Here is a 20,784-nt window from a genome sequence, read left to right on the forward strand (position 1 = left end):
CCTTGCGGCGCCGGCGCCATCAGAACTTGTGCCACAGCCGCGCGAAATACGCCGCGCCGTTCAGCCCGAACTGCACGCTCTCGTACTTGAAGCCGTTGTCGGTCTCGTTCTCGTCCTGCGCGGTCGGCTTGACGTTGAAGATGTTGGTGCCGCCCACGGTCAGGCGGGTCTTCTCGCTGAACGACCAGCTGAACGACAGGTCGGCCGAAGTCTTCGGTTCATAGTAGGCGTTCGGTACCGGCGGACCCGAGAAGGTGCCGAGGGTTTGCGGGCCGAAGTGGATGATGCGGAAGTCGGAGCCGAACTTGCCCTGGCTGTACTCGAAGCCGAGCGTGGCCTTGCGGCGCGGGCCGCCCTGTTCGATGAACAGGCGCTCGCGCTCGGACAGCAGCACGTCCTCGAAGCCGCTCAGGGCGCTCGGTGCATGCACGCCGGTGACTTCGGTCTTGCTGAAGTTCAGCGCGAGGAAGGTGTTCAGGCGGCCGGCGCCCAGCGGTGTGCGGTGCGATGCGGTGATGTCCAGGCCCTTGGTTTCGGTGTCGACCGAGTTGACGAAGAACTGGGCCTGGCCCACGCCCAGGCTTTGCAGGGTCGCGCCCAGGGCCGGGTAGTTATCGGCGTCGAAGCGGCCCGAGAGGACGATGCGGTCGTCGATGTCGATGCGGTACAGGTCGGCCGTCAGCGAAGTCGACTGGGTCGGGGTCCAGGTCGCGCCGAAGGTCAGGCTCTTCGACTTTTCTTCCTTCAGGGCCGGGATGCCGGCGGCATTCGCCACCGCGCCGCCGTTCGGCGCCAGCACCACGTCGAGCGGCTGGCCGTTGACGAAATCGGTGAAGGTCGAGGAGAAGTACACCTGCTGCAGCGACGGCGCGCGGAAGCCGGTGCTGGCCGAGGCGCGCAGCAGCACGTTGCCGCCCAATTTAAAGGCGGCGGCCAGCTTGCCGTCGGTGGTCGAACCGAAGTCGGAGAAGCGCTCGTGGCGCAGCGCGCCTTGCACCTTCAGGCGGTCGGTGACGTCCGCTTCGAGGTCGATGTAGGCGGCCGTACTGTGGCGGCTGCGGCTGGTGGCGTCGCCCGGCTGGAAGCCGGGGAAGCCCTGGCTGCCGGCGTTGCCGCCGTTGCCGACGCCGTCGGCGTCGATGTACGAACCCGGTTCGCCGGCGAAGATCTTGTAGTTCTCGCTGCGGTATTCGAGGCCGAAGGCGGCGTTCAGGCCCTGGAACACGCCAGGGTAGAAGCGGCTGAAGTCGGCGTTGCTGGTCAGCTGGCGGAAGGCGAAGCCGCCGGCGCCGAAGGAACCGGCGCTGACGCCGCGGCCGCCGTTGGCCAGGTCGAGGTTGGCGATCGAGGCGTTGAGGGTGTTGGCGATGGTGTAGTCGAGGCGGTTATAGCCGTAGGTCTGCGAGAAGTCCGCATTCCACTCGCCGAATTTCAGGCGGTAACCGAGGGTGCCGTAGCGGTCGTCGAGGTCGCCGTTGATGAAGGGGACGAAGCCGTTCGGGTACATGGCGGCCGAGTTACGCGACGGGATGTCGTCGGAACCGAGGCCGCCGCGCGCGAACGCGGCCGAGGAGGCGTCGCGGCGCTGCACGCCGAGCGTGGTGTACAGGCGGCCCTCACCCAACGGGATCTCGCCGTTGATATAAACGGTTTGGTTTTCGGTCTGGCTGTCGCCGATGATGCGCGGGTTGTCGCTTTCCGCGCGGTTCGAGCGGTCGCGGAACAGGTATTCGGCGGTCACGCCGAAGGTGCCGCCGGCCAGCGCGACGCCGCAGTAGGCCGAGGCCAGGTAGTTCTCGCCGTCGCCTTTGGTGTATTCGCCGAAGCCGGTGACGGCTTCGCAGCCGAGGCTTTTCTTGAGTTCGATGTTCATCACGCCGGCGATCGCGTCCGAGCCGTACTGGGCGGCGGCGCCGTCGCGCAGCACCTGCACGTTGCGGATCGCCAGCAGCGGGATCGCGTTCATGTCGGTGCCGGTGTTGCCGCGGTTGCGCGCGCCGAACAGGTTGACCAGGGCCGTGCTGTGGCGGCGCTTGCCGTTGACCAGCACCAGGGTCTGGTCGGAGCCGAGGCCGCGCAGGGCGGCGGAATCGACCAGGTCGGCGCCGTCGGCGCCGCTCTGGCGGGTCGAGTTGAACGAGGGCGAGATATTCGTCAGGGTCTGGGCCAGGTCGAACTGGCTGCCTTGCTCGGCCACGCGCGTCATCGGGATGATGTCGATCGGAACCGGGGTGTCGGTGGAAGAAGAAGCGCCGATGCGGCGCGTGCCGACCACGCGCACGCTCTGGATAGGATCGACCTGCGCCGCCTGGGCGGTGTCGGGCGTGGCGGTCTGGGCCGAAGCCGACGGAGCCAGGGCGAAGGTGGCGCTGCCGTACAAGGCCAGCAGGACGGCGCGGCGCAATTGTTTTTGTTCGAACACGCAACTTCTCCAAAGATCAAAATTGCATGCTAAACAATCTTGATGGACTCAACCATAGTGTGTGACGGAAACACAACGGTTGCACCGAAATGGGGCGGGTGGTGCATATCGTCGGGTGTGCATCGGTACAAAAAACGCGTGGGCACAAGTGCCCACCCTACGTTACGCCGCGGTTCCGTGAGCTTGCTACGGCTGGTCGCGCACCGTAGGGTGGGCTCTCGAGCCCACGCGTTTTTCGTGCCCATGCACACCCGACCAATCGTCTATGCCGCCCGCTTCAACGCCTGCTTACCGCGCAACACCCGCGCCGCCGTCACCATGTTCTGCAACGCCGCGCGCGTCTCCGGCCACGCCCGCGTCTTGAGCCCGCAATCCGGATTCACCCACAGCTGTTCCGGCGCGATCACCTCGGCCGCCTTGCCCATCAGGCGCAGGATGGCGTCGACGGTCGGCACGCGCGGCGAGTGGATGTCGTACACGCCCGGTCCGATCGCGTTCGGGTAGGCGAATTCGCCGAAGCCGCGCAGCAGTTCCATGTCGGAGCGGCTGGTCTCGATGGTGATGACGTCGGCGTCGAGCGCGGCGATCTGCGGCAGGATGTCGTTGAACTCGGCGTAGCACATGTGGGTGTGCAGCTGGGTGGTGTCGGCCACGCCGCAGGCGGCGACGCGGAAGGCGTGGGTGGACCAGTCCAGGTAACTGTTCCAGGCGGCGCGGCGCAGGGGCAGGCCTTCGCGCAGCGCCGGCTCGTCGATCTGGATGATGCCGATGCCGGCCGCTTCCAGGTTCGCCGCTTCGTCGCGGATGGCGAGCGCGATCTGCAGCGCGGTCTGCGCGCGCGGCTGGTCGTCGCGCACGAAAGACCACTGCAGGATCGTCACCGGCCCGGTTAGCATGCCTTTGACGGGACGCGACGTCAGGCTTTGGGCGTAGGCGCTCCAGGCTACCGTCATCGGCGCGCTGCGGGCGACGTCGCCGAACAGCACCGGCGGCTTCACGCAGCGCGAACCGTAGGACTGCACCCAGCCGTTGGCGCTGAAGGCAAAGCCGTCCAGCTGTTCGCCAAAGTATTCGACCATGTCGTTGCGCTCGGCTTCGCCGTGCACCAGCACGTCCAGGCCGAGGGCTTCCTGCTCGCGCACGGCGTGTGCGATCTCGCGCTGCATCGCCGCCTCGTAATCCGGCGCCGCCAGTTCGCCACGTTTGAACGCGGCGCGTGCCGCGCGGATCGCGGCGGTTTGCGGGAAGGAGCCGATGGTCGTGGTCGGGTACAGCGGCAAATTGAAACGCGCCTGTTGCGCGGCCTGGCGCACCGTGAAGGGACTGGTGCGGCGGTCGGCGCCGGGCGGCAGCGCGGCGGCACGCGCGCCGACAAGCGGATTGCGTACGCGCTCGCTGTTGCGGCGCGCGTCGAGCGCGGCGCGGGCGGCGCACAGGTCGAGGTAGATGCTGCCATCGCCCTCGACCAGCGCCCGCCGCAGCAACTGCAGTTCGTCGAGCTTTTCGCGCGCGCCGGAGAGCCAGCCGCGCAGTTCGAGGTCGATGGCGGCGTCGTCGCGCAGGCGCAGCGGCACGTGCAGCAGCGAGCACGATGGCGCCAGCCACAGTTCGCCGCGGCGGCGCATGGCCAGCGGCCGCAGGCGCGCCAGCGCCGCGTCGAGGTCCGCGCGCCAGATGTTGCGGCCGTCGACGATCCCGGCCGACAGCACCTTGGTTTCGGGCAGCCAGTCGGCGATCGATTGCAGCTCGTGGGCGGCGCGCACCGCATCGACGTGCAGCCCGGCCACCGGCAGCTTGCAGGCCATGCTGATGTTTTCTTCGAGCGGCGAAAAATAGGTCGCCAGCAGCAGCGGCAGCTGCGCCGTGTTCAAGGCCTGGTAGGTGCGCTCGAAGGCGAGGATCCAGGCGCCCGGCAGGTCCAGGCCGAGGATCGGTTCGTCGGCCTGCACCCAGTCGGCGCCGGCTTCCTTCAATTGCACCAGCAACTGCACATAGGCCGGCAGCAGGGCGTCGAGCAGGTCGAGCTTGTCGATGCTGTCCGCCCGGGCCTTGCCCAGCCAGAGGAAGGTGAGGGGACCGATCAGCGCCACTTTCACGCGGTGTCCGAGCGCGCGCGCCTGCGCCACTTCGGCCAGCAGGCGGTCGGACGCCAGCGTAAAGCGGGTGGCGGCGTCGAATTCCGGCACCAGGTAGTGGTAGTTGGTATCGAACCACTTGGTCATCTCCAGCGCCGCCGTGGCTGCACCATGGGCGCCGCCGCAACAGGCATCGGCCTGTTCGCGGGCGACGCCGCGCGCCAGCGTGAAGTAGCGCGCCAGCGGCGTTTCGCTGCCGTTGAAGCCGAAGCGGGCCGGTTCGCAGCCGAACAGCTGGACGTGGTTGGCCACGTGGTCGTACAGGGCGAAGTCGCCCACGGTGACGAAGTCGAGGCCGGCGGCGCGCTGCTCGTCCCAGTGGCGTTCGCGCAGGGCGGCGGCGGTTATTTCCAATTCGGCTTCCGTCAGCTCGCCGCGCCAGTGACGTTCGAGCGCCACCTTCAGTTCGCGTTGCAGACCGATGCGTGGATAACCCAAGGTATGAATTTTGATCATGATAATCGCTATCTGTATGAAAAATGCTATCGATTATCGGCAGAGCTGGTGCATAATTCAAACGACAAATTTTGCTGATCACCTGAAAAATATTCATGGCCATCTCTCTTCTCGAATTGCGCCACCTGCGCACCCTGCTGGCGCTGAAAGAAGCCGGCACCATCTCGCGCGCGGCGCAACTGCTGAACGTGACGCAATCGGCGCTGTCGCACCAGGTGCTGGCGCTGGAACGCCAGTACGACGCCGTCCTGTTCGAGCGCAAGTCGGCGCCGGTGGCTTTCACGGCGGCGGGCCAGCGCCTGCTCGACCTGGCGCGCCAGGTCTTGCCGCTGGTCGGCGCCGCCGAACGCGACCTGGCGCGGATGGCCAGCGACGGCAGCGGCAAGCTGCGCATCGCCGTCGAATGCCACACCTGTTTCGATTGGCTGATGCCGTCGATGGATGCGCTGCGCGAGCGCTGGCCCGAAGTCGAGCAGGACATCGTCTCCGGCTTCCAGGCCGACCCGGTCGGCCTGCTGCACCAGGACCGCGCCGAAGTGGCGATCGTCTCCGAGTTCGACGACAACGAAACGGAGATGGTGTTCCACCCGCTGTTCGAATTCGAGATGGTCGCCATCGTGCCGCTCGGGCACCCGTGCCTGGCCAAGCCGCACCTGGAGGCGCAGGATTTCGCCGGCCAGGCCCTGATTACCTACCCGGTCCCGGACGACATGCTCGACCTGGTGCGCCAGGTCTTGCGTCCCGCCGGCGTCGAGCCGCCGCGCCGCACCACCGAACTCACCGTCGGCATGCTGCAACTGGTGGCGAGCGGACGCGGTTTCGCTGCGCTGCCGCTGTGGGCCGTGAACGGCTACCTCGAACGCGGCTACGTGGCGCGCCAGCGCATCGGTCCCGAGGGACTCACCGCGCGCCTGTATGCGGTGGTCCCGAAGCGGCTGGCGGGGAATGCCTACCTGGCCGACTTCGTGCAGGTGATGCGCGAGACCTCGCTGCTGGCGCTGCCGGGGATCAGGTTGCTATAGCCGATTCGCCGATCCCGTCCAGCGCCGCCACCGCGGCCGCATCGAGCTTCAGGCTGCCCGCCGCCACGTTCTCGCGCAGGTGCGCCACCGACGACGTACCCGGAATGACCAGGATATTCGAAGCACGCTGCAGCAGCCAGGCCAGCGCCACCCCCATCGGCGTCGCCCCTGCTGCCACGGCCACCTCGTTCAACGTGGTTGATTGCAGCGGCGAGAAACCGCCCAGCGGGAAGAAGGGCACGTAGGCGATGCCCTGCGCCGCCAGCGTGTCGATCAGCGCATCGTCGCCACGGTGGGCCAGGTTGTAGTGGTTCTGGACGCAGGCGATCGGCACGATGCGCTGCGCCTCGGCCACTTGCGCGGCATTGACGTTACTCAGGCCGATATGGCGCACCAGTCCTTCGCGCTGCAGGCCGGCCAGCACGTCCAGCGCCGCGCCGATCGAGGAACCGTCGGCGCCGTCCAGTCCCGGTGCGCGCAGGTTGACGAGGTCGAGCGCTTCCACGCCGAGGTTGATCAGGTTGCTGTGCACGGCGTCGCGCAATTGCTGGGGCGCGGCTGCCGGCATCCAGGCGCCATCGGGTGCGCGCAGGAAGCCGATCTTGGTCACCAGGTGCAGGCCGGCAGGGTAGGGGTGCAGCGCCTCGCGGATCAGTTGGTTGGTGACGTAGGGACCGTAGAAATCCGAGGTGTCGATGTGGTTGATGCCGAGATCGACTGCCGCGCGCAACACGGCCAGCGCCGCGGCGCGGTCTCGCGGCGGCCCCCAGACGTGCGGGCCGGCCAGTTGCATGGCGCCGTAGCCGATGCGATTGAAATGGAGATCGGTGCCGGCGGGGGTGAAGCTGTCGATGGTGGTCATGGGCGTCCTCGGTTGGGTGAGTAATGCATGACCAGATACTAATGAGGATCATTGCATGTGATAATCCGGGTAATCGCGCACGGGCTGTGCCGAAATCCGCACAATGAGGACAACATGACGACCGACCTGCATGCCCTGGCCGACCTGCCGTTGTTCGCCCTGGTGGCCGAGCACCGCGGCTTTCGCCAGGCCGCGCGCGCCAGCGGCCAGTCGGCCTCCAGCCTGAGCGAAGCAGTGCGCCGCCTGGAAAAGCAGCTCGGCATCCGCCTGCTGCTGCGCACCACGCGCAGAGGTTGTGAAAAAATCGTCAGGGCAAGGCGCCGAGTCGAAGACAGTACGAGTGTACGGCGAGACGAGGCAACGCAGCCATGGCGATTTTTTCACAACCTCGCAGCGTGGCGCCGACCGAAGCGGGCGCCTTGCCGCTAGCGCGGCTGCGTCCCGCGCTCGAGCAGGTCGCCGGCGCGCTCGACGTGTTGAACGAGCTGCGCGACAGCCCGCGCGGCACCCTGCGCCTGAACGTGCCGGTGAGCGCGGCGCGCTCCTTCCTGCAGCCGCTCGTCGACCGCTTCCTGACGCGCTATCCGGACATCGTGCTCGACATCGTCGTCGACAATAACTTCGTCGACCTCGTCGCCAGCGGTTGCGACGCCGGCATCCGCTACGGCGAACGCCTGGAACAGGACATGATCGCGCTGCCGGTCGGTCCGCGCAGCGAGCGCTTCGCGCTGGCGGCGTCGCCGGCCTACCTGGCGCGGCGCGGCGTGCCGCAGCACCCGCGCGAACTGCTGCAGCACGCCTGCCTGCGCGGCAAATTCCTCAGCGGCCTGGTGTTCCCGTGGGAGTTCGAGCGCGACGGCCAGCGCCTGACGGTCGACCCCAGCGGCCCGCTGATCGTGACGCCGACCGTGGCCGACATGGCGGTGCAGGCCGCGGTGGCCGGGCACGGCCTGGTCTACCTGTTCGAAGACTGGCTGGCGCCGTTTATCGAAGCGGGCCAGTTGCAGCCGGTGCTGCGCGACTGGTGGCCGCAGTTTCCGGGGCCGTATCTGTATTACGCGGGACGGCGCCATTTGCCGGCGCCGCTGCGGGCGTTCATCGATTTTGTGCAGGCATCTAACGAAGATGCGCATCCACATCGCGCGGATCGGTCAGCGTAATCAGCCCTTGGCGATATACAGCACGACCAGGATACCGACGATATCGCCGGTGATCATCGCCAGCAGCGCGGTCCAGTCCACCAGCCCGGTCTGCACCCACATGAACGCATGGTGGGAAACAGGGCTCATGAGTCCGCATAGCACGCCGGTCATCAAGAGCCGGCGCGCCGTCAGGTTCGCGAGGCGCGGACCCAGGTCGAACCAGTGTTTCGCGAACAGATAGGCAAGATAAGGACCGCCGGCGCCCGCCAATGCGCCGCTCAGCGCACGCACTTCATCCTGGAAGACGAAATGGTGGAAGTCGAGGTAGAGGCCGACCAGGAACAAGCCGATGAATCCGGCGAAGCCAAACAGCAGGGTGGACAGGAGGCGGATGCCGGCTGGAAGGAAGACCCAATTGATTCCGTTGCTTTGTTCGAGCCAAAGGAACGCAGCTTCATTCACCCAGTTCACCGCGAGAAACATGCCGATCGTGATGCCAACGTAGCAGAACTGCTTGATGGCGCTTGTTTTCAGATCGGCCATGGTAGTGTGAGGGGACTTTCGCGTTGCCTTTTGAGAATGTATTTTAACTGGGCGCGTCCAACCATCCTTTCCGATACAGACCGGCATGCCGACTTACCATCCCCACCTCGACGACCATGGCGAACCTGTCGTCTTGCATCGTCCCAGCACCCCGACCCCGCTCGCCGCCTGGACCGACCCCGACGCAGCCGCAACCGTCATCCCCGGCGGTGACCTGCCGCCTGCTCTGAACGGGATCGCCTTCGCGCCATGGCACGACGTGCCCACCGATGACGCAGGCTGGAACGGCGTCCCTGGCCAACTCGTTTTCGCCGAGCCGCCGTTCGCCGTCGCGCCGGGCAAGATGGCCGCGGCCGGTGTCGTCATCGAGGAAGCCGACGGCAGGATCTGGCTGGTGGCGCCGTCGAACCGTTTCGGCGGCCACGCGGCCACCTTCCCGAAAGGCCGCATCGATGGCGGCGTCAACCTGCAGGCTTGCGCGATCCGCGAAGCCTTCGAGGAATCGGGGCTGCAGGTGCGGATCACCGGCTGGCTGGCCGATTCGAACCGGACCCGGAGCTACACCCGCTATTACCGCGCGCAGCGCTGCGGCGGCACGCCGGCCCACATGGGCTGGGAGACGCAGGCGGTGCATCTGGTGCCGCGCGCGGCCTTGGCGGCATTCCTGACGCATCCCGGCGACGGGCCGCTGCTCGCAAAACTCAATCCAGCCTGATCGTCTTCGCCTTGATCACCTTGCCCCATTTTTCGCGCTCGGCCTTGGCGTAGGCGGCCATCTCGTTCGGGCTGCCCGGAATCGCTTCCAGGCCGAGCGCCTGGAAGCGCGCCTTGACGGCGTCAGTAGCGATGGCCTTGATCAATGCCGCGTTCATGGCGTTCACAGCGGCGGCGGGCGTCTTCGCCGGCGCCACCATGCCCTGCCATGCATAGGCTTCGAATCCGTTCAGTCCCTGTTCGCTCAGCGTCGGGATGGTGTCGAAACCGGTCACCCGCTTCAGGCTGGCGACGCCGATGGCTTTCAGCTTGCCGGCGCGGATGTGGGCGCCGCTGGCGGCGGTGTCGACGAACATGAAGGGCACCTGGCCGCCGATCACGTCCTGCACCGCCGGCGCTGCACCTTTATAGGGCGCGTGCAGCAGCGTCACCCTGGCGAGGTCGGAAAACAGTTCGGTTGCGAGGTGATGCGGGCTGCCGGCGCCGGGGCTGCCGTAGGCCACCGGGTTGGGCTGGGCCCTGGCCCAGGCCAGGAACTCCTGCAGGTTCTTCACCGGCACCTGCGGATTGACGACCAGGATCATCGGGAAGCGGGCGATGAGGCCGACCGGGACGAAATCCTGTTCGGCGTTGTAGCCCGGCTTCGCATACAGGAACTGGTTCGTGGCCAGGGTGGCCGTATCGGCCGTCAGCACCACGTGGCCGTCGGCTTTCGCTTTGGCGGCATAGGCTGCGCCGATGTTGGTGCCGGCGCCGGGCTTGTTGTTGATGATGATCGGCTGGCCCAGCGTCCTGGTCATTTCGGACGCGATCACGCGCGCCACGACGTCGGACCCGCCACCGGCCGCGTAGGGCACGACCCATTCGATGGGGCCGTTCGGAAAGGCGAATGCCGCTGCCGGCAGGGCGAGTGCAAGGGTGGCCAGGCAGCGCCGGGTGGTCGTCAGGAAGGTCATGGGGTCTCCGTTTGTTTTATGTTCGTATCGATTTATGTTAATCCAAATGCACCCGCCCGCCGACCAGCACCGCATCGCCTTCCAGTGCGGTGCGGATCAGGCAATCGCGTCCCGTGGCGCGGCCCTGGCGCAGCAGCAATCCACGCCCCAGCGCGAGGGTGAGGGCGCCGGCGGCCACGCCGGTGGCGCTGTCTTCCAGGGCCGGGTCGAGGTGGTTGAAGTTGCGGCCTTCGACTTCGTTTTCGTTCAAGCGGCACCAGGCATAGCAGCCGTTCACGCCATGTGCACGGCCCCAGGCGGCGATCGCCGCCAGGTCGGGCGCCAGCTGGTACAAGGTGTCCGCATCGGCCACTTCCAGCAGCAGCTTCGGGCTGCCGACCGAGGCGATGACCGGAGCACTTGCCAAGGCGAGTCCGGGCGCTGCCAGCAGGCGCGCGGGCAGGGCGGTGACGATCTCCACGCGGGGCGCGGCTTGCGGGGCCAGCGCGACGAACACCTTATCTTCTTCGCGCGACAGCAGCAGGCGCTGGCCGTGCATTGCCGTCGTCACCGTCACCGGAGCGGCGCCGTGCCGCCCGAACAGCACCTGCGCCGCCGCCAGCGTGGCGTGCAGGCAGAGCGTACTGCGCATGTGCGGGTAGACGAAATCGAGCGTGGCGACGACGCCGGGTGCGGCGGCTTCGTCGATGAAAACGCAGGTCAGTGCGTTGTCATGCGCCAGGGCGGCGCGCCCTGCGGCATCGGCCGGACCGTCCTCGATCACGAGTGCGGGATTGCCGCCGCCGTCGCCGCTGCCGAAGCAGGTGAATCGTTGAATTTTCATGGTCATCCTGTAAAAACTGCCCTGCAGAATAGCTGATATACTCGACCCGTCCTGTTCAACCACGCTGCCATGCGACGAGTATTCGTCATCTTCCTGATCCTGCTGTTCCCACTGAACGTCCTTGCGCTGTCGACCTCTGTTGCGTCGTTGACTCACATCACTGATACGCACACCCCTGTCACGCACGAAGCCAGCGCCTTCACGAACACCGTCGATCTGCAGACGCTGGGCGACCCCGATTCCGACGAACCTCCGGCCGGCTACGATTTCCACGATTCCATGAACGAGGAAGGGCGCCTGCAGGCTGCGGTGCTTCCCGGCCGGCTGGTCATCCCGCCTTTGCCCGCGCGGCGCGGCCTTGCGCCCTTTCCCCCCATAAAACCGCCTCCCGTGTAACAGCGGTCCTGCCGTTCATCGGCAAGGGCCGTCGTCCGCACACGCCTTCCCGCTGTAAGCGCGTGCCAATCAGGCACCGCATCCAGCCGGGAACGACATTGTTCTTATATTAACGAGGTATACCATGGAATGGCTATTCGACCCGGCAATCTGGGCGGGTCTGCTCACACTCGTTGTCCTGGAGATCGTCCTGGGCATCGACAACCTGATTTTCATCGCCATCCTGGCCGACAAGCTGCCGCCGCACCAGCGCGATAAAGCGCGCCTGATCGGCCTGTCGCTGGCGATGCTGATGCGCCTGGGCCTGCTGACCATCGTGTCCTGGCTCGTTACATTGACGGAGCCGCTGTTCGCGCTCGGCAGCTTCAGCTTCTCGGGACGCGACCTGATCCTGCTGGGCGGCGGCGTGTTCCTGCTGTTCAAGGCCACCACCGAACTGCACGAACGGCTCGAAGGCGTGACGCATGCGCACACCAGTTCCAAGGCGTACGCCGCCTTCGGCGTGGTCGTCGCGCAGATCGTCGTGCTCGACGCCGTGTTCTCGCTCGACGCCGTCATCACCGCGGTCGGCATGGTCGACGAACTGGGCGTCATGATGGCGGCCGTGATCATCTCGATCGGCGTCATGATCCTGGCCTCGAAGGCACTCACGCGTTTCGTCAACGCGCATCCGACCGTGGTCGTGCTGTGCCTGAGCTTCCTGTTGATGATCGGCCTGTCGCTGGTTGCCGAAGGCCTGGGCTTCCATATCCCGAAGGGTTATCTGTATGCGGCCATCGGTTTCTCGATCGTGATCGAGGCGCTGAACCAGTTCGCGCGCCGTAACTCGCTGCGCAACGAGGCGCGCCTGCCACTGCGCGCACGCACCGCCGACCGCGTGCTGCGCCTGATGGGCGGACGCAACCGCGTCGATGCCGCAAACGCCGTGCAGGACGAAAAGGCCGAAGAAGAAGCCGCCTTCGCCGCCGAGGAGCGCAATATGGTCAGTGGCGTGCTGACCCTGGCCGACCGCTCGATCCGCTCGGTGATGACGCCGCGTTCGGAAGTGTCCTGGGTCGACCTCGGCAACAGCGTCGAGGATATCCTGCGCCAATTGCAGGACACGCCGCACGGTCTGATCCCGGTGTCCCGGGGCGAACTGGACAACATCGTCGGCATCGCGCGCACCAAGGACCTGATCGCTGCCCTGCTGCAGCACGGACGCATCGAAGAAGCCGGCGCGGAAAGCCCCTTGCGCGCGCCGACCTATCTGCCCGACACCGCCGGCGTGCTCAAGGCGATGGACACGCTCAAGCGTTCGCACGGCCAGCTGGTGCTGGTGACCGACGAATACGGCAGCGTGCAGGGTTTGCTCAGTCCCGTGGACATCCTGGAAGCGATCGCCGGCGAATTTCCGGACGAGGACGAGCAGCTGGCGATCCAGGCGCGCGGTCCCGGCGAGTGGGAAGTCATCGGCACGGCCGACTTGCGCCAACTTGAGCAGGTGCTGGACACCGATGGGCTGGTAGGCGACCATGCCGACTATACGTCGCTGGCCGGCTTCCTGCTGGCGCATTTCGAACGCTTCCCCGAGGTCGGACAAAGCGTCGAACTGAATGGCTTGCATTATGAAATCCTGGCGGTGGAAGAGCGCCGCATCGCCAGGGTGGCGATCCGCCGGATTGCCCCGGCCGAGATCGAAGAGGCGCATGCAGGAGTGGAGGGAACACGATGATGGAGCGGGCGGGTGGTCAGGCATTATCCAGCATCCTGCAAGGGCTGGCCGAGGACGACGCGCGCGAGCGCATCGCGGTCGGCGACCTGCTGGCGGCGCTGTCCGACCGCGCGCTCGGCGCCTTGCTGTTCGTGTTCGCCTGCCCGAATGCGCTGCCGGCGCTGCCCGGCACGTCGGTAATCCTGGGCGCGCCGCTGGTGCTGCTGGCGGCGCAACTGGCGTTCAAACGGCAGCCCTGGCTGCCCGGTTTCATCGCGCGCCGTTCGATGTCGCGCGCCGATTTCCAGGCGCTGATCAGCCGCATCTGCCCCTGGCTGCAGCGCGCCGAGCGCATGCTGCGTCCGCGCGCCAGCGCCCTGGCGCTGCCGCCGATGGAATACCTGGTCGGATTGGTCTGCCTGCTGCTGGCGATCGTGGTGCTGCTGCCGATCCCGCTGGGGAACATGCTGCCGGCGCTGGCGATCAGCATGCTGGCGCTGGGCATCCTGGAACGCGACGGCTACTGGATCGTCGGCGGCCTGGCGGTGGCCGCGGCGTCGGCGGTGCTGGTGTCGGGCGTGGTGTTCGCCGCGGTGCAGGCGGGGCTGTTCGTCCTGATGAAGTATCTAGCGTAGGGTCGCTTCCTCGATCGCCGTTTCCTTGCTGACTTCGGCGACCTGCGCATCGTCCTCGGTCAGGCGCGTCGTCTTCCAGCTGCCGCGCGCGAACCATGCCACCGAGATCAGCGCCACCGCCACGTTGGTAACCGGGAAGGACCACCACAGCCCGTCCGCGCCCAGGCTCGTGTGCTTGCCCAGCACGTAGGCGATCGGGAACTGGATCATCCATTGTGAGACCATGGCGATGATCATCGCACCGAGCATGTTGCCGGAGGCGCGGAAGGCCGACACGATGCACAGCTGGATGCCGATGCCGCCCCAGGCCAGGCACATGATGCGGATGAAATGGGCGCCGCCGGCGATCACGTCCGGATCGTCCGGGATGAAGAAGCGCACCAGCCAGGGCGCGCACAGCCAGGCAATGCCGCCCAAGAGCGTCAGGATGACGAAGCTGACCACGGTGCCGAGCCAGGTGATGCGTTCGGCGCGCTCGACATTGCCGGCGCCGATGTTCTGGCCGACCAGCGTCGCCACCGCCATCGCCACGCCCATCACGGGAATCGTGATCACCTGCAGGATGTTGGAGCCGACGCCGTAGGTGGCGGCCGACTCGGAAGGCGTCGGTCAACTGGTAGTCGGTGTGCAGCAGGTTAGCCAGGATATGCGTGTGATTCTGGTAAATAAAGGTAGGAGGGCAGGGGATTGGCCGCCACCGGATAAGGGCGGCCTGATGCACCGGTGCCCGATGGGCTGATTACTGCTGGCGCTTTTTCTCTTCCTGTTTCACCTTCTTCGCCTCCTTTTTTTCTTTCGCAGTCTTGGCCGGTTCCTTCTTGGTCGATTTCTTGGCGTCCTGGCTTTTACTCATGGCTTCTCTCCGGTTGGTTTTACGTTAAGACGACGTGCTTTTTTCGGCACCTATTGGTTCGGCACTTCGTCGATATTCATTTACCAATTTATACGCAAAACGCATCAGGTCGAGCGCACCGTAGACGAATACGCGTTTCCTCTTCAGGCAAGTTTCTTATATCCGCACGGAAATCAATTGCTAAGTTGATCTCGTCGGTTATACTGTGTTTTTATACAGTAGTTTGTGAACTCACATCTTCACCTGCCGATGCCGTCACCGCCACCCTTGCCGCCGACGCAGAATTTGCCTGCGCATTTGCCTGCGCATTTGCCTGCGCATTTGCCTGCGCATTTGCCTAATTATGCGGAGCTGTTCTGCCTCTCGAATTTCTCTTTCCTGCAAGGCGCATCGCACGCCGAGGAACTGGTGGAGCGGGCAGTGCGGCTGGGCTACGCGGCGCTGGCGCTGACCGACGAGTGTTCGCTGGCCGGCGTGGTGCGCGCCCATGCCGAAGCCAAAAAGGCCGCATTGCCCTTCATCGTCGGCGCCCATTTTCATTTACGCCATCCGGGTGGCGACCCGGCGCTGTCGCTGATCCTGCTGGCCCAGAACCGCAACGGCTACGGCAACCTGTCCGAGTTCATCACGCTGGGGCGTACGCGGGCCGAGAAGGGCGCCTATTTCCTCACGCCGGACGACATCGCGGCTCCGCCGCCGGAGTTCGCGCACCTGCAGGGCATGCCCGGCTGCCTGGCGATCCTGCTTCCCGCGTATCCCGGCCACGAACCGAAGGACGTCGACCGCCTGCACGACCAGGCCAAGTGGGTGGCAGCCCAGTTCCCGGGGCGCGCCTGGCTCGGCCTGGTGCTGCTGCACCGCGCCTTCGACGAAGCGCACCAGGCGACGGTCGAGGAAGTCGGCTGGCAGCACCGCCTGCCCATCGCCGCCCTTGGCCACGTGGTGATGCACGTGCGCTCGCGCAAACCCTTGCAGGACACGCTCACCGCCACGCGCCTGAACAAACCGGTGGCCGAATGCGGCTACGGCCTGGCGCAGAACGCCGAACAGCACCTGCGCGCGCGCCTGCGCCTGGCGAACATCTATTCGCGCGCGGCGCTGAACGAGACACTCCGTATCGCTTCCTTGTGTACCTTCTCGCTCGACGAGCTGCGCTACGAATACCCGAACGAAGTCGTCCCCAAAGGCCACACCGCGTCGAGTTTCCTGCGCGCCGAAACCTATATCGGCGCGCACCGGCGTTTCAGGGAAGGCATTCCGGCCAAGGTGCAGGCGCAGGTCGAGCACGAGCTGGGGCTGATTGCCGAGATGGGTTACGAACACTACTTCCTTACCGTCTACGACATCGTCCACTTCGCGCGCTCGAACAACATTCTGTGCCAGGGCCGCGGTTCGGCCGCCAATTCGGCGGTGTGCTACTGCCTCGGCATCACCGAGGTCGATCCGGCACGCGCCAACCTGCTGTTCGAACGCTTCATCTCGAAGGAACGCAACGAGCCGCCCGACATCGACGTCGACTTCGAGCACCAGCGCCGTGAGGAGGTCATCCAGTACATCTACAACAAGTACGGCCGCACCCGCGCCGCGCTGGCGGCGGTCGTCATCAGCTACCGCCCGAAAAGCGCGCTACGCGACAGCGGGCGGGCGCTCGGCGTCGATCTCGGCATCATCGAAAAGGTCTGCAAAAGCCACCGCTGGTTCGACAGCAAGGCCGATTTGCTCAACCGCCTGGCCGAGAGTGGCCTCGACCCGGAAGCGCCGCTGTCGCGCCAGTGGGCGATCCTGGCCACGCAATTGCTGAACTTCCCGCGCCACCTGTCGCAGCATCCGGGCGGCTTCGTCATCGCCCGGGGCAAGCTGTCGCGCCTGGTGCCGATCGAGAACGCGGCGATGGCCGATCGCAGCGTCATCCAGTGGGACAAGAACGACCTCGAGGAACTCGGCCTGATGAAGGTCGACGTGCTGGCGCTGGGCATGCTGTCGATGCTGCGGCGCGCCCTGGAACTGGTCAGCCTACGCCACGGCAGCCTCTTCGAAATGCAGGACATCCCGCCCGACGACAAAGCCACCTACGACATGATCTGCGCGGCCGACACGGTGGGCGTGTTCCAGATCGAGTCGCGCGCGCAAATGAGCATGCTGCCGCGGATGAAGCCGCGCGTGTTCTACGACCTCGTGATCGAGGTAGCGGTGGTGCGGCCAGGGCCGATCCAGGGTGGCATGGTGCATCCGTACCTGCGCCGCCGGCAGGGACTGGAACCGGTGCGCTATCCGAGCGAGGAGATGCGCGCCGCGCTCGGACGCACGCTGGGCGTGCCGATCTTCCAGGAGCAGGTGATGCAGGTGGCGATCCTCGGCGCCGGTTTCACGCCGGGCGAAGCGGACCAGCTGCGCCGTGCGATGGCGGCCTGGAAGCGGAAAGGCGGCCTCGAACAGTACTACGACCGCATCGTGCGCGGCATGCTCGAACGCGGCTATGAACTCGAATTCGCCGAAGCGATCTTCAGCCAGATCCAGGGCTTCGGAGAGTATGGCTTCCCCGAATCGCATGCGGCCAGTTTCGCGCTGCTGGCCTACGCCAGCTCCTGGCTGAAGTGCCACGAACCGGCGGCGTTTTTATGCGCACTGCTCAACAGCCAGCCCATGGGCTTCTATTCGCCCTCGCAACTGGTGCAGGACGCCCAGCGCCACGGCATCGAAGTGCGGCCGGTCGACATCGCCATCAGCGGCTGGGAATCGACGCTGGAAGAACTCGACGATCCCACGCGCCAGCCGGCGGTGCGCCTCGGCTTGTCCCTGCAGCGCGGCATGAGCCGCGAGGCGGCGGCGCGCATCGAAGACGCGCGCGCGATCCGTCCTTTCGAGAACGTGGCCGACCTGGCGAGGAGGGCAGGGCTCGACCGCGCCGACCTGCAGGTGCTCGCCGGCGCCAACGCCCTGCGTTCGCTGGCCGGGCACCGCCGCGAAGCCTTGTGGCAGGCGGTCGGCGGCGTGCCCGACAAGGACCTGCTGCGCCCGACCACGGTCGACGAGGAGATGCCGGTCCTGGCCGCGCCCTCGGAAGGCGACGAGATCGTCGGCGACTACCGCGCCCAGGGCCTCACCCTGGGCCGCCACCCGCTGGCGCTCTTGCGCAAGCAATTGCTGGCGCAGCGCTTCATGCCGTCGTCCGTGCTGAACGAGTACGCCGACGGCCAGCTCGCGCGCGGCTGCGGCCTGGTCACCGTGCGCCAGCGCCCCGGCACCGCCAAGGGCGTGCTGTTCCTCACATTGGAAGACGAGACCGGCAACGTCAACGTGATCGTCTGGCCCGACCTGGTCGAGCACCAGCGCCGCGAGGTATTAGGCGCGAATTTGCTCGGCGTGTATGGGATCTGGCAGAGCCAGGGGGCAGTCAAGCACCTGGTGGCGAAGCGGCTGGTGGATTTGTCGCATTTGCTGGGGAGGTTGACGACGGGGAGCAGGGATTTTTGTTGACCTGGCAGGTCGCGCTAGTAAGTGAATGAGCGCTTGCCCGACGCCTGCGGCTTCCTTATTCTGCGCTGCCGTATCGAACGAACCGGTAAAATGGGTCCGATAACGTCCGCCCACGCAACCTCCATCACATTTCACAGTAAAGCAGGAACAGATGCCCGATTCCCAGCGCGATGAAGAGTCGGCCATGCTCGACGAACTGGATCGTCACCGGTTTGTAGCCAGGCTGGACGAGGCATTATGGCCATTGATTGCGCCGGAAGAGATCACCTTCGCCGCCGCCTCCATCCTCGGCAAGCATCTCGCGGTCCACCGTTGTGCGTATGCCTATGTGGACGACGCAACGGACAGTTTTACCCTGACCGGAAACTACACCGATGGGGTGCAGAGCATTGTGGGGCGTTACGACATGGCCGCCTTTGGGGCCGAGTTCGTCCGTCTCAACCGCCTGGGACTGCCGTATGTCGTCGATGACGTTGAAACCGACGCGCGCGTCAAGGACGTGTTGCAGGCCTATCGCGATACCGGCATCGGCGCGGTCGTTAGCGTTCCCATCGTCAAGGATGGCAGGATGGTGGCGGGCATGGCAGTGCACCAGTCGGTGCCCCGACGTTGGCAGGCGCACGAGGTGCAGCTGGTAGCAGCCGTAGCAAACCGCTGCTGGGAGTCGATGGAACGCACGCGCCTTGCACTAAGGCTGGGTAACGTCGAGAAGGAAGTGCGCGAAAGCCGCGACTATCTTCGCCTGCTCATCAACTGTACGGAAGAAGGTTTCTATTCGGTCGACCGTGAAGGCGTAACGATCATGTGCAATACCGCCTTCCTGAACATGCTTGGTTTTGAGCGTGAGGAAGACGTTATAGGCCGCAAGCTGCACGACGTCATTCACCATTCCCATCCGGATGGCTCGCACTATCACGTCTGCGATTGTCCGATCTATCAGGCTGCGCAGTTCGGTACGCCGGCGGTCGTCGAGAATGAATTGTTCTTTCGCCGGGACGGCACGGGCTTTCCTGTCGAGTACCGGGCACGGCCGGTATGGAAGGAGGGACAGCTGGCCGGCGCCGTCTGTACCTTCGTCGACCTGACGAACCGCCGGCGCACGGAGAAAGCGTTGCAGGAAAGCGAGGCCCATCTGCGCTCGCTGTTCGACCAGACCGGCGCCGGCTTTTGCGAAGTCGACCCGACTGGCACCATCATTCGTGTCAATGACCGCTTTTGCGCGATTGTCGGGCGCTCCCGCGCCGAACTGCTCACGCGGCACATGCGCGATCTTACGCATGCCGATGACCTGGCGCTGAACCTTGCGCTGTTCGAGCGGGCGGTCGCATACGGCGAGCCGTTCGAGATCGAGAAGCGTTATCTCCATCCGGACGGCAGCATCGTGTGGGTCAGCAATACGGTCAGCCCGATCCGCAGCGTGAGCGACGGGTCGATCGACAGCCTGCTGGCGGTGTCGGTGGATATCAGCGAGCGCAAGCGGGTCGAGGCGGCGCTCAAGGAGGCCGACCGCCGGAAGGACGAGTTCCTGGCGATGCTGGCGCACGAACTGAGAAATCCGATGGCGCCGATCCGGGCGGCCGCGGACTTGATGGAAGTCGCCAATCTCGACCGCGAGCGCCTCAAGCGAACCAGTCAGATCATCTCGCGGCAGGTCCGCCACATGACCTCGCTGGTCGACGACCTGCTCGATGTCTCCCGGGTGACGCGTGGCCTGGTGAGATTGGAGAGTACCGAGACCGACATGAAGCAGGTGATCACCGATGCGCTCGAGCAGGTGCGTCCATTGATCGAAGCGAAGCGGCACCACCTGAAGCTCGACCTCGAGCCGGAACCTGCGCATGTGCTGGGCGACCACAAGCGGCTCGTCCAGATCCTGACCAACCTGCTTAACAACGCCGCGAAGTACACGAACGCCGGTGGCAATATTCACATCACCATGCAGGCAAGTGCGGAAAGCGTGTTCCTGCACGTTGCCGACAATGGCGTTGGGATTCCAGCCGAGGTGCAAGCCCACATTTTCGACCTGTTCGCCCAAGCGGAACGCAGTTCCGACCGCTCCCAGGGCGGCCTGGGGATCGGGCTGGCGCTCGTGAAGAGCCTGGCCGAGCTTCACGGTGGAACGGTCGGCTGCGCGAGCGACGGGACCGGCAAGGGCAGTCTTTTTACCGTGACCTTGCCGCGCCTCCATCACGCGAGGACGACGGAGACCACGCACGGACCGGAACGATTGCCGGCCTCCGTCGCCAGGCGCCGCATTCTCGTCGTCGATGACAACGTCGATGCGGCAAACATGCTGGCCATGTACCTCGAAGTCGCCGGGCACGACGTCGCCATTGCCCATAGTGCAGCGCGCGCACTGGAGTTGGCCGAGAAAGAATCGCCCGAAGTATGCGTACTCGATATCGGCTTGCCTCACATGGACGGCTACAAGCTGGCGCGCATGCTGCGATCCTCCGCAGGTACAGCGCACAGCCTCCTGATTGCAGTGACGGGTTATGGGCAGGAACAGGATCGGGAACACGCCCTCGCGGCCGGCTTCGACTACCACCTGGTGAAACCGGTGAACTCGGCGGAACTGTTGGGAATCGTATCTTCGCCAACGGTGTGGCGGCATCCGCATGCTGTCGGTTGAGCATCAAGACGTGTCACGCTGAC

14 protein-coding genes and 2 pseudogenes are annotated in these 20,784 nt (G+C 65.7%); 9 read left to right on the forward strand and 7 right to left on the reverse strand.

The window, feature by feature from the left end; all coding sequences use genetic code 11:
• Positions 1-19: 19 nt before the first annotated feature.
• Together AC56LG_RS09625 and metE are read right to left on the reverse strand one after the other, a co-directional pair.
• Positions 20-2,422, reverse strand: a complete 2,403-nt coding sequence (locus tag AC56LG_RS09625) for a TonB-dependent receptor plug domain-containing protein (RefSeq protein ID WP_497165897.1) — start codon at positions 2,420-2,422, stop codon at positions 20-22.
• Positions 2,423-2,685: 263 nt separating this feature from the next.
• A complete protein-coding gene (gene metE / locus AC56LG_RS09630) occupies positions 2,686-5,013 on the reverse strand; it encodes a 5-methyltetrahydropteroyltriglutamate--homocysteine S-methyltransferase (RefSeq protein WP_497165898.1) in 2,328 nt (775 codons plus the stop codon).
• 95 nt (positions 5,014-5,108) lie between these two features.
• Between metE and AC56LG_RS09635 the strand changes: the two genes are divergently transcribed.
• On the forward strand, positions 5,109-6,035 hold the full coding sequence (locus AC56LG_RS09635; RefSeq protein ID WP_497165899.1) for a LysR family transcriptional regulator: 927 nt from the start codon (positions 5,109-5,111) through the stop codon (positions 6,033-6,035).
• Here the strand turns inward: AC56LG_RS09635 and AC56LG_RS09640 are convergent.
• Complete coding sequence (locus tag AC56LG_RS09640) at positions 6,022-6,897, reverse strand: oxidoreductase (RefSeq protein WP_497165900.1); 876 nt, start codon at positions 6,895-6,897, stop codon at positions 6,022-6,024. The two genes, AC56LG_RS09635 and AC56LG_RS09640, sit on opposite strands and share 14 nt — an antisense overlap.
• Positions 6,898-7,011: 114 nt before the next feature.
• On the opposite strand from AC56LG_RS09640, the pseudogene AC56LG_RS09645 reads away from it, so the two are divergent.
• A pseudogene (locus AC56LG_RS09645) lies at positions 7,012-7,182 on the forward strand (helix-turn-helix domain-containing protein); the annotation flags it as partial.
• 83 nt (positions 7,183-7,265) lie between these two features.
• Positions 7,266-8,057, forward strand: coding sequence for a LysR substrate-binding domain-containing protein (locus AC56LG_RS09650; RefSeq protein ID WP_497165901.1), 792 nt, complete (start codon positions 7,266-7,268; stop codon positions 8,055-8,057).
• On the opposite strand, the gene AC56LG_RS09655 is transcribed toward AC56LG_RS09650, so the two are convergent.
• Positions 8,058-8,582 (reverse strand): hypothetical protein, encoded by a 525-nt coding sequence (locus AC56LG_RS09655; RefSeq protein ID WP_497165902.1) that lies wholly within the window; start codon positions 8,580-8,582, stop codon positions 8,058-8,060. It lies immediately after the preceding gene.
• Between the two features lie 85 nt (positions 8,583-8,667).
• Between AC56LG_RS09655 and AC56LG_RS09660 the strand changes: the two genes are divergently transcribed.
• On the forward strand, positions 8,668-9,297 hold the full coding sequence (locus tag AC56LG_RS09660) for an NUDIX hydrolase (RefSeq protein WP_497165903.1): 630 nt from the start codon (positions 8,668-8,670) through the stop codon (positions 9,295-9,297).
• Here the strand turns inward: AC56LG_RS09660 and AC56LG_RS09665 are convergent.
• Together AC56LG_RS09665 and AC56LG_RS09670 are read right to left on the reverse strand one after the other, a co-directional pair.
• A complete protein-coding gene (locus AC56LG_RS09665; protein ID WP_497165904.1) occupies positions 9,284-10,252 on the reverse strand; it encodes a Bug family tripartite tricarboxylate transporter substrate binding protein in 969 nt (322 codons plus the stop codon). The two genes, AC56LG_RS09660 and AC56LG_RS09665, sit on opposite strands and share 14 nt — an antisense overlap.
• A 37-nt stretch (positions 10,253-10,289) precedes the next feature.
• Entirely contained in the window at positions 10,290-11,075 is a 786-nt protein-coding gene (locus tag AC56LG_RS09670; RefSeq protein ID WP_497165905.1) for a PhzF family phenazine biosynthesis protein, read from the reverse strand.
• A gap of 69 nt (positions 11,076-11,144) precedes the next feature.
• Between AC56LG_RS09670 and AC56LG_RS09675 the strand changes: the two genes are divergently transcribed.
• The 3 genes from AC56LG_RS09675 to AC56LG_RS09685 all read left to right on the forward strand — a co-directional run bounded on the left by AC56LG_RS09675 (position 11,145) and on the right by AC56LG_RS09685 (position 13,799).
• The gene (locus tag AC56LG_RS09675) at positions 11,145-11,471 is read left to right on the forward strand and encodes a hypothetical protein (RefSeq protein WP_497165906.1); all 327 of its coding nucleotides are present in this window, start codon (positions 11,145-11,147) and stop codon (positions 11,469-11,471) included.
• 124 nt (positions 11,472-11,595) lie between these two features.
• Complete coding sequence (locus AC56LG_RS09680; protein WP_497165907.1) at positions 11,596-13,185, forward strand: TerC family protein; 1,590 nt, start codon at positions 11,596-11,598, stop codon at positions 13,183-13,185.
• A complete protein-coding gene (locus tag AC56LG_RS09685; protein WP_497165908.1) occupies positions 13,182-13,799 on the forward strand; it encodes an exopolysaccharide biosynthesis protein in 618 nt (205 codons plus the stop codon). The genes AC56LG_RS09680 and AC56LG_RS09685 overlap by 4 nt, the downstream gene beginning before the upstream one ends.
• On the opposite strand, the pseudogene AC56LG_RS09690 reads toward AC56LG_RS09685, so the two are convergent.
• Positions 13,791-14,387, reverse strand: a pseudogene (locus AC56LG_RS09690) (MATE family efflux transporter); the annotation flags it as partial. The gene AC56LG_RS09685 and the pseudogene AC56LG_RS09690 overlap by 9 nt on opposite strands.
• A gap of 598 nt (positions 14,388-14,985) precedes the next feature.
• Here AC56LG_RS09690 and AC56LG_RS09695 point away from each other — a divergent pair.
• Together AC56LG_RS09695 and AC56LG_RS09700 are read left to right on the forward strand one after the other, a co-directional pair.
• On the forward strand, positions 14,986-18,129 hold the full coding sequence (locus AC56LG_RS09695; protein WP_497165909.1) for an error-prone DNA polymerase: 3,144 nt from the start codon (positions 14,986-14,988) through the stop codon (positions 18,127-18,129).
• Positions 18,130-18,280: 151 nt separating this feature from the next.
• The gene (locus AC56LG_RS09700; RefSeq protein WP_497165910.1) at positions 18,281-20,761 is read left to right on the forward strand and encodes a PAS domain S-box protein; all 2,481 of its coding nucleotides are present in this window, start codon (positions 18,281-18,283) and stop codon (positions 20,759-20,761) included.
• The last annotated feature ends 23 nt before the right edge of the window (positions 20,762-20,784 follow it).

The organism is Telluria sp. ZB2R32, from assembly GCF_059685715.1.

Coding starts and splice junctions, on each gene's coding strand:
- AC56LG_RS09685 (WP_497165908.1), top strand. CDS start 13,182: ATGATGGAGCGGGCGGGTGGTCAGGCATTATCCAGCATCCTGCAAGGG.
- AC56LG_RS09640 (WP_497165900.1), bottom strand. CDS start 6,897: ATGACCACCATCGACAGCTTCACCCCCGCCGGCACCGATCTCCATTTC.
- AC56LG_RS09680 (WP_497165907.1), top strand. CDS start 11,596: ATGGAATGGCTATTCGACCCGGCAATCTGGGCGGGTCTGCTCACACTC.
- AC56LG_RS09665 (WP_497165904.1), bottom strand. CDS start 10,252: ATGACCTTCCTGACGACCACCCGGCGCTGCCTGGCCACCCTTGCACTC.
- AC56LG_RS09650 (WP_497165901.1), top strand. CDS start 7,266: ATGGCGATTTTTTCACAACCTCGCAGCGTGGCGCCGACCGAAGCGGGC.
- AC56LG_RS09675 (WP_497165906.1), top strand. CDS start 11,145: ATGCGACGAGTATTCGTCATCTTCCTGATCCTGCTGTTCCCACTGAAC.
- AC56LG_RS09660 (WP_497165903.1), top strand. CDS start 8,668: ATGCCGACTTACCATCCCCACCTCGACGACCATGGCGAACCTGTCGTC.
- AC56LG_RS09635 (WP_497165899.1), top strand. CDS start 5,109: ATGGCCATCTCTCTTCTCGAATTGCGCCACCTGCGCACCCTGCTGGCG.
- metE (WP_497165898.1), bottom strand. CDS start 5,013: ATGATCAAAATTCATACCTTGGGTTATCCACGCATCGGTCTGCAACGC.
- AC56LG_RS09700 (WP_497165910.1), top strand. CDS start 18,281: ATGCCCGATTCCCAGCGCGATGAAGAGTCGGCCATGCTCGACGAACTG.
- AC56LG_RS09670 (WP_497165905.1), bottom strand. CDS start 11,075: ATGAAAATTCAACGATTCACCTGCTTCGGCAGCGGCGACGGCGGCGGC.
- AC56LG_RS09655 (WP_497165902.1), bottom strand. CDS start 8,582: ATGGCCGATCTGAAAACAAGCGCCATCAAGCAGTTCTGCTACGTTGGC.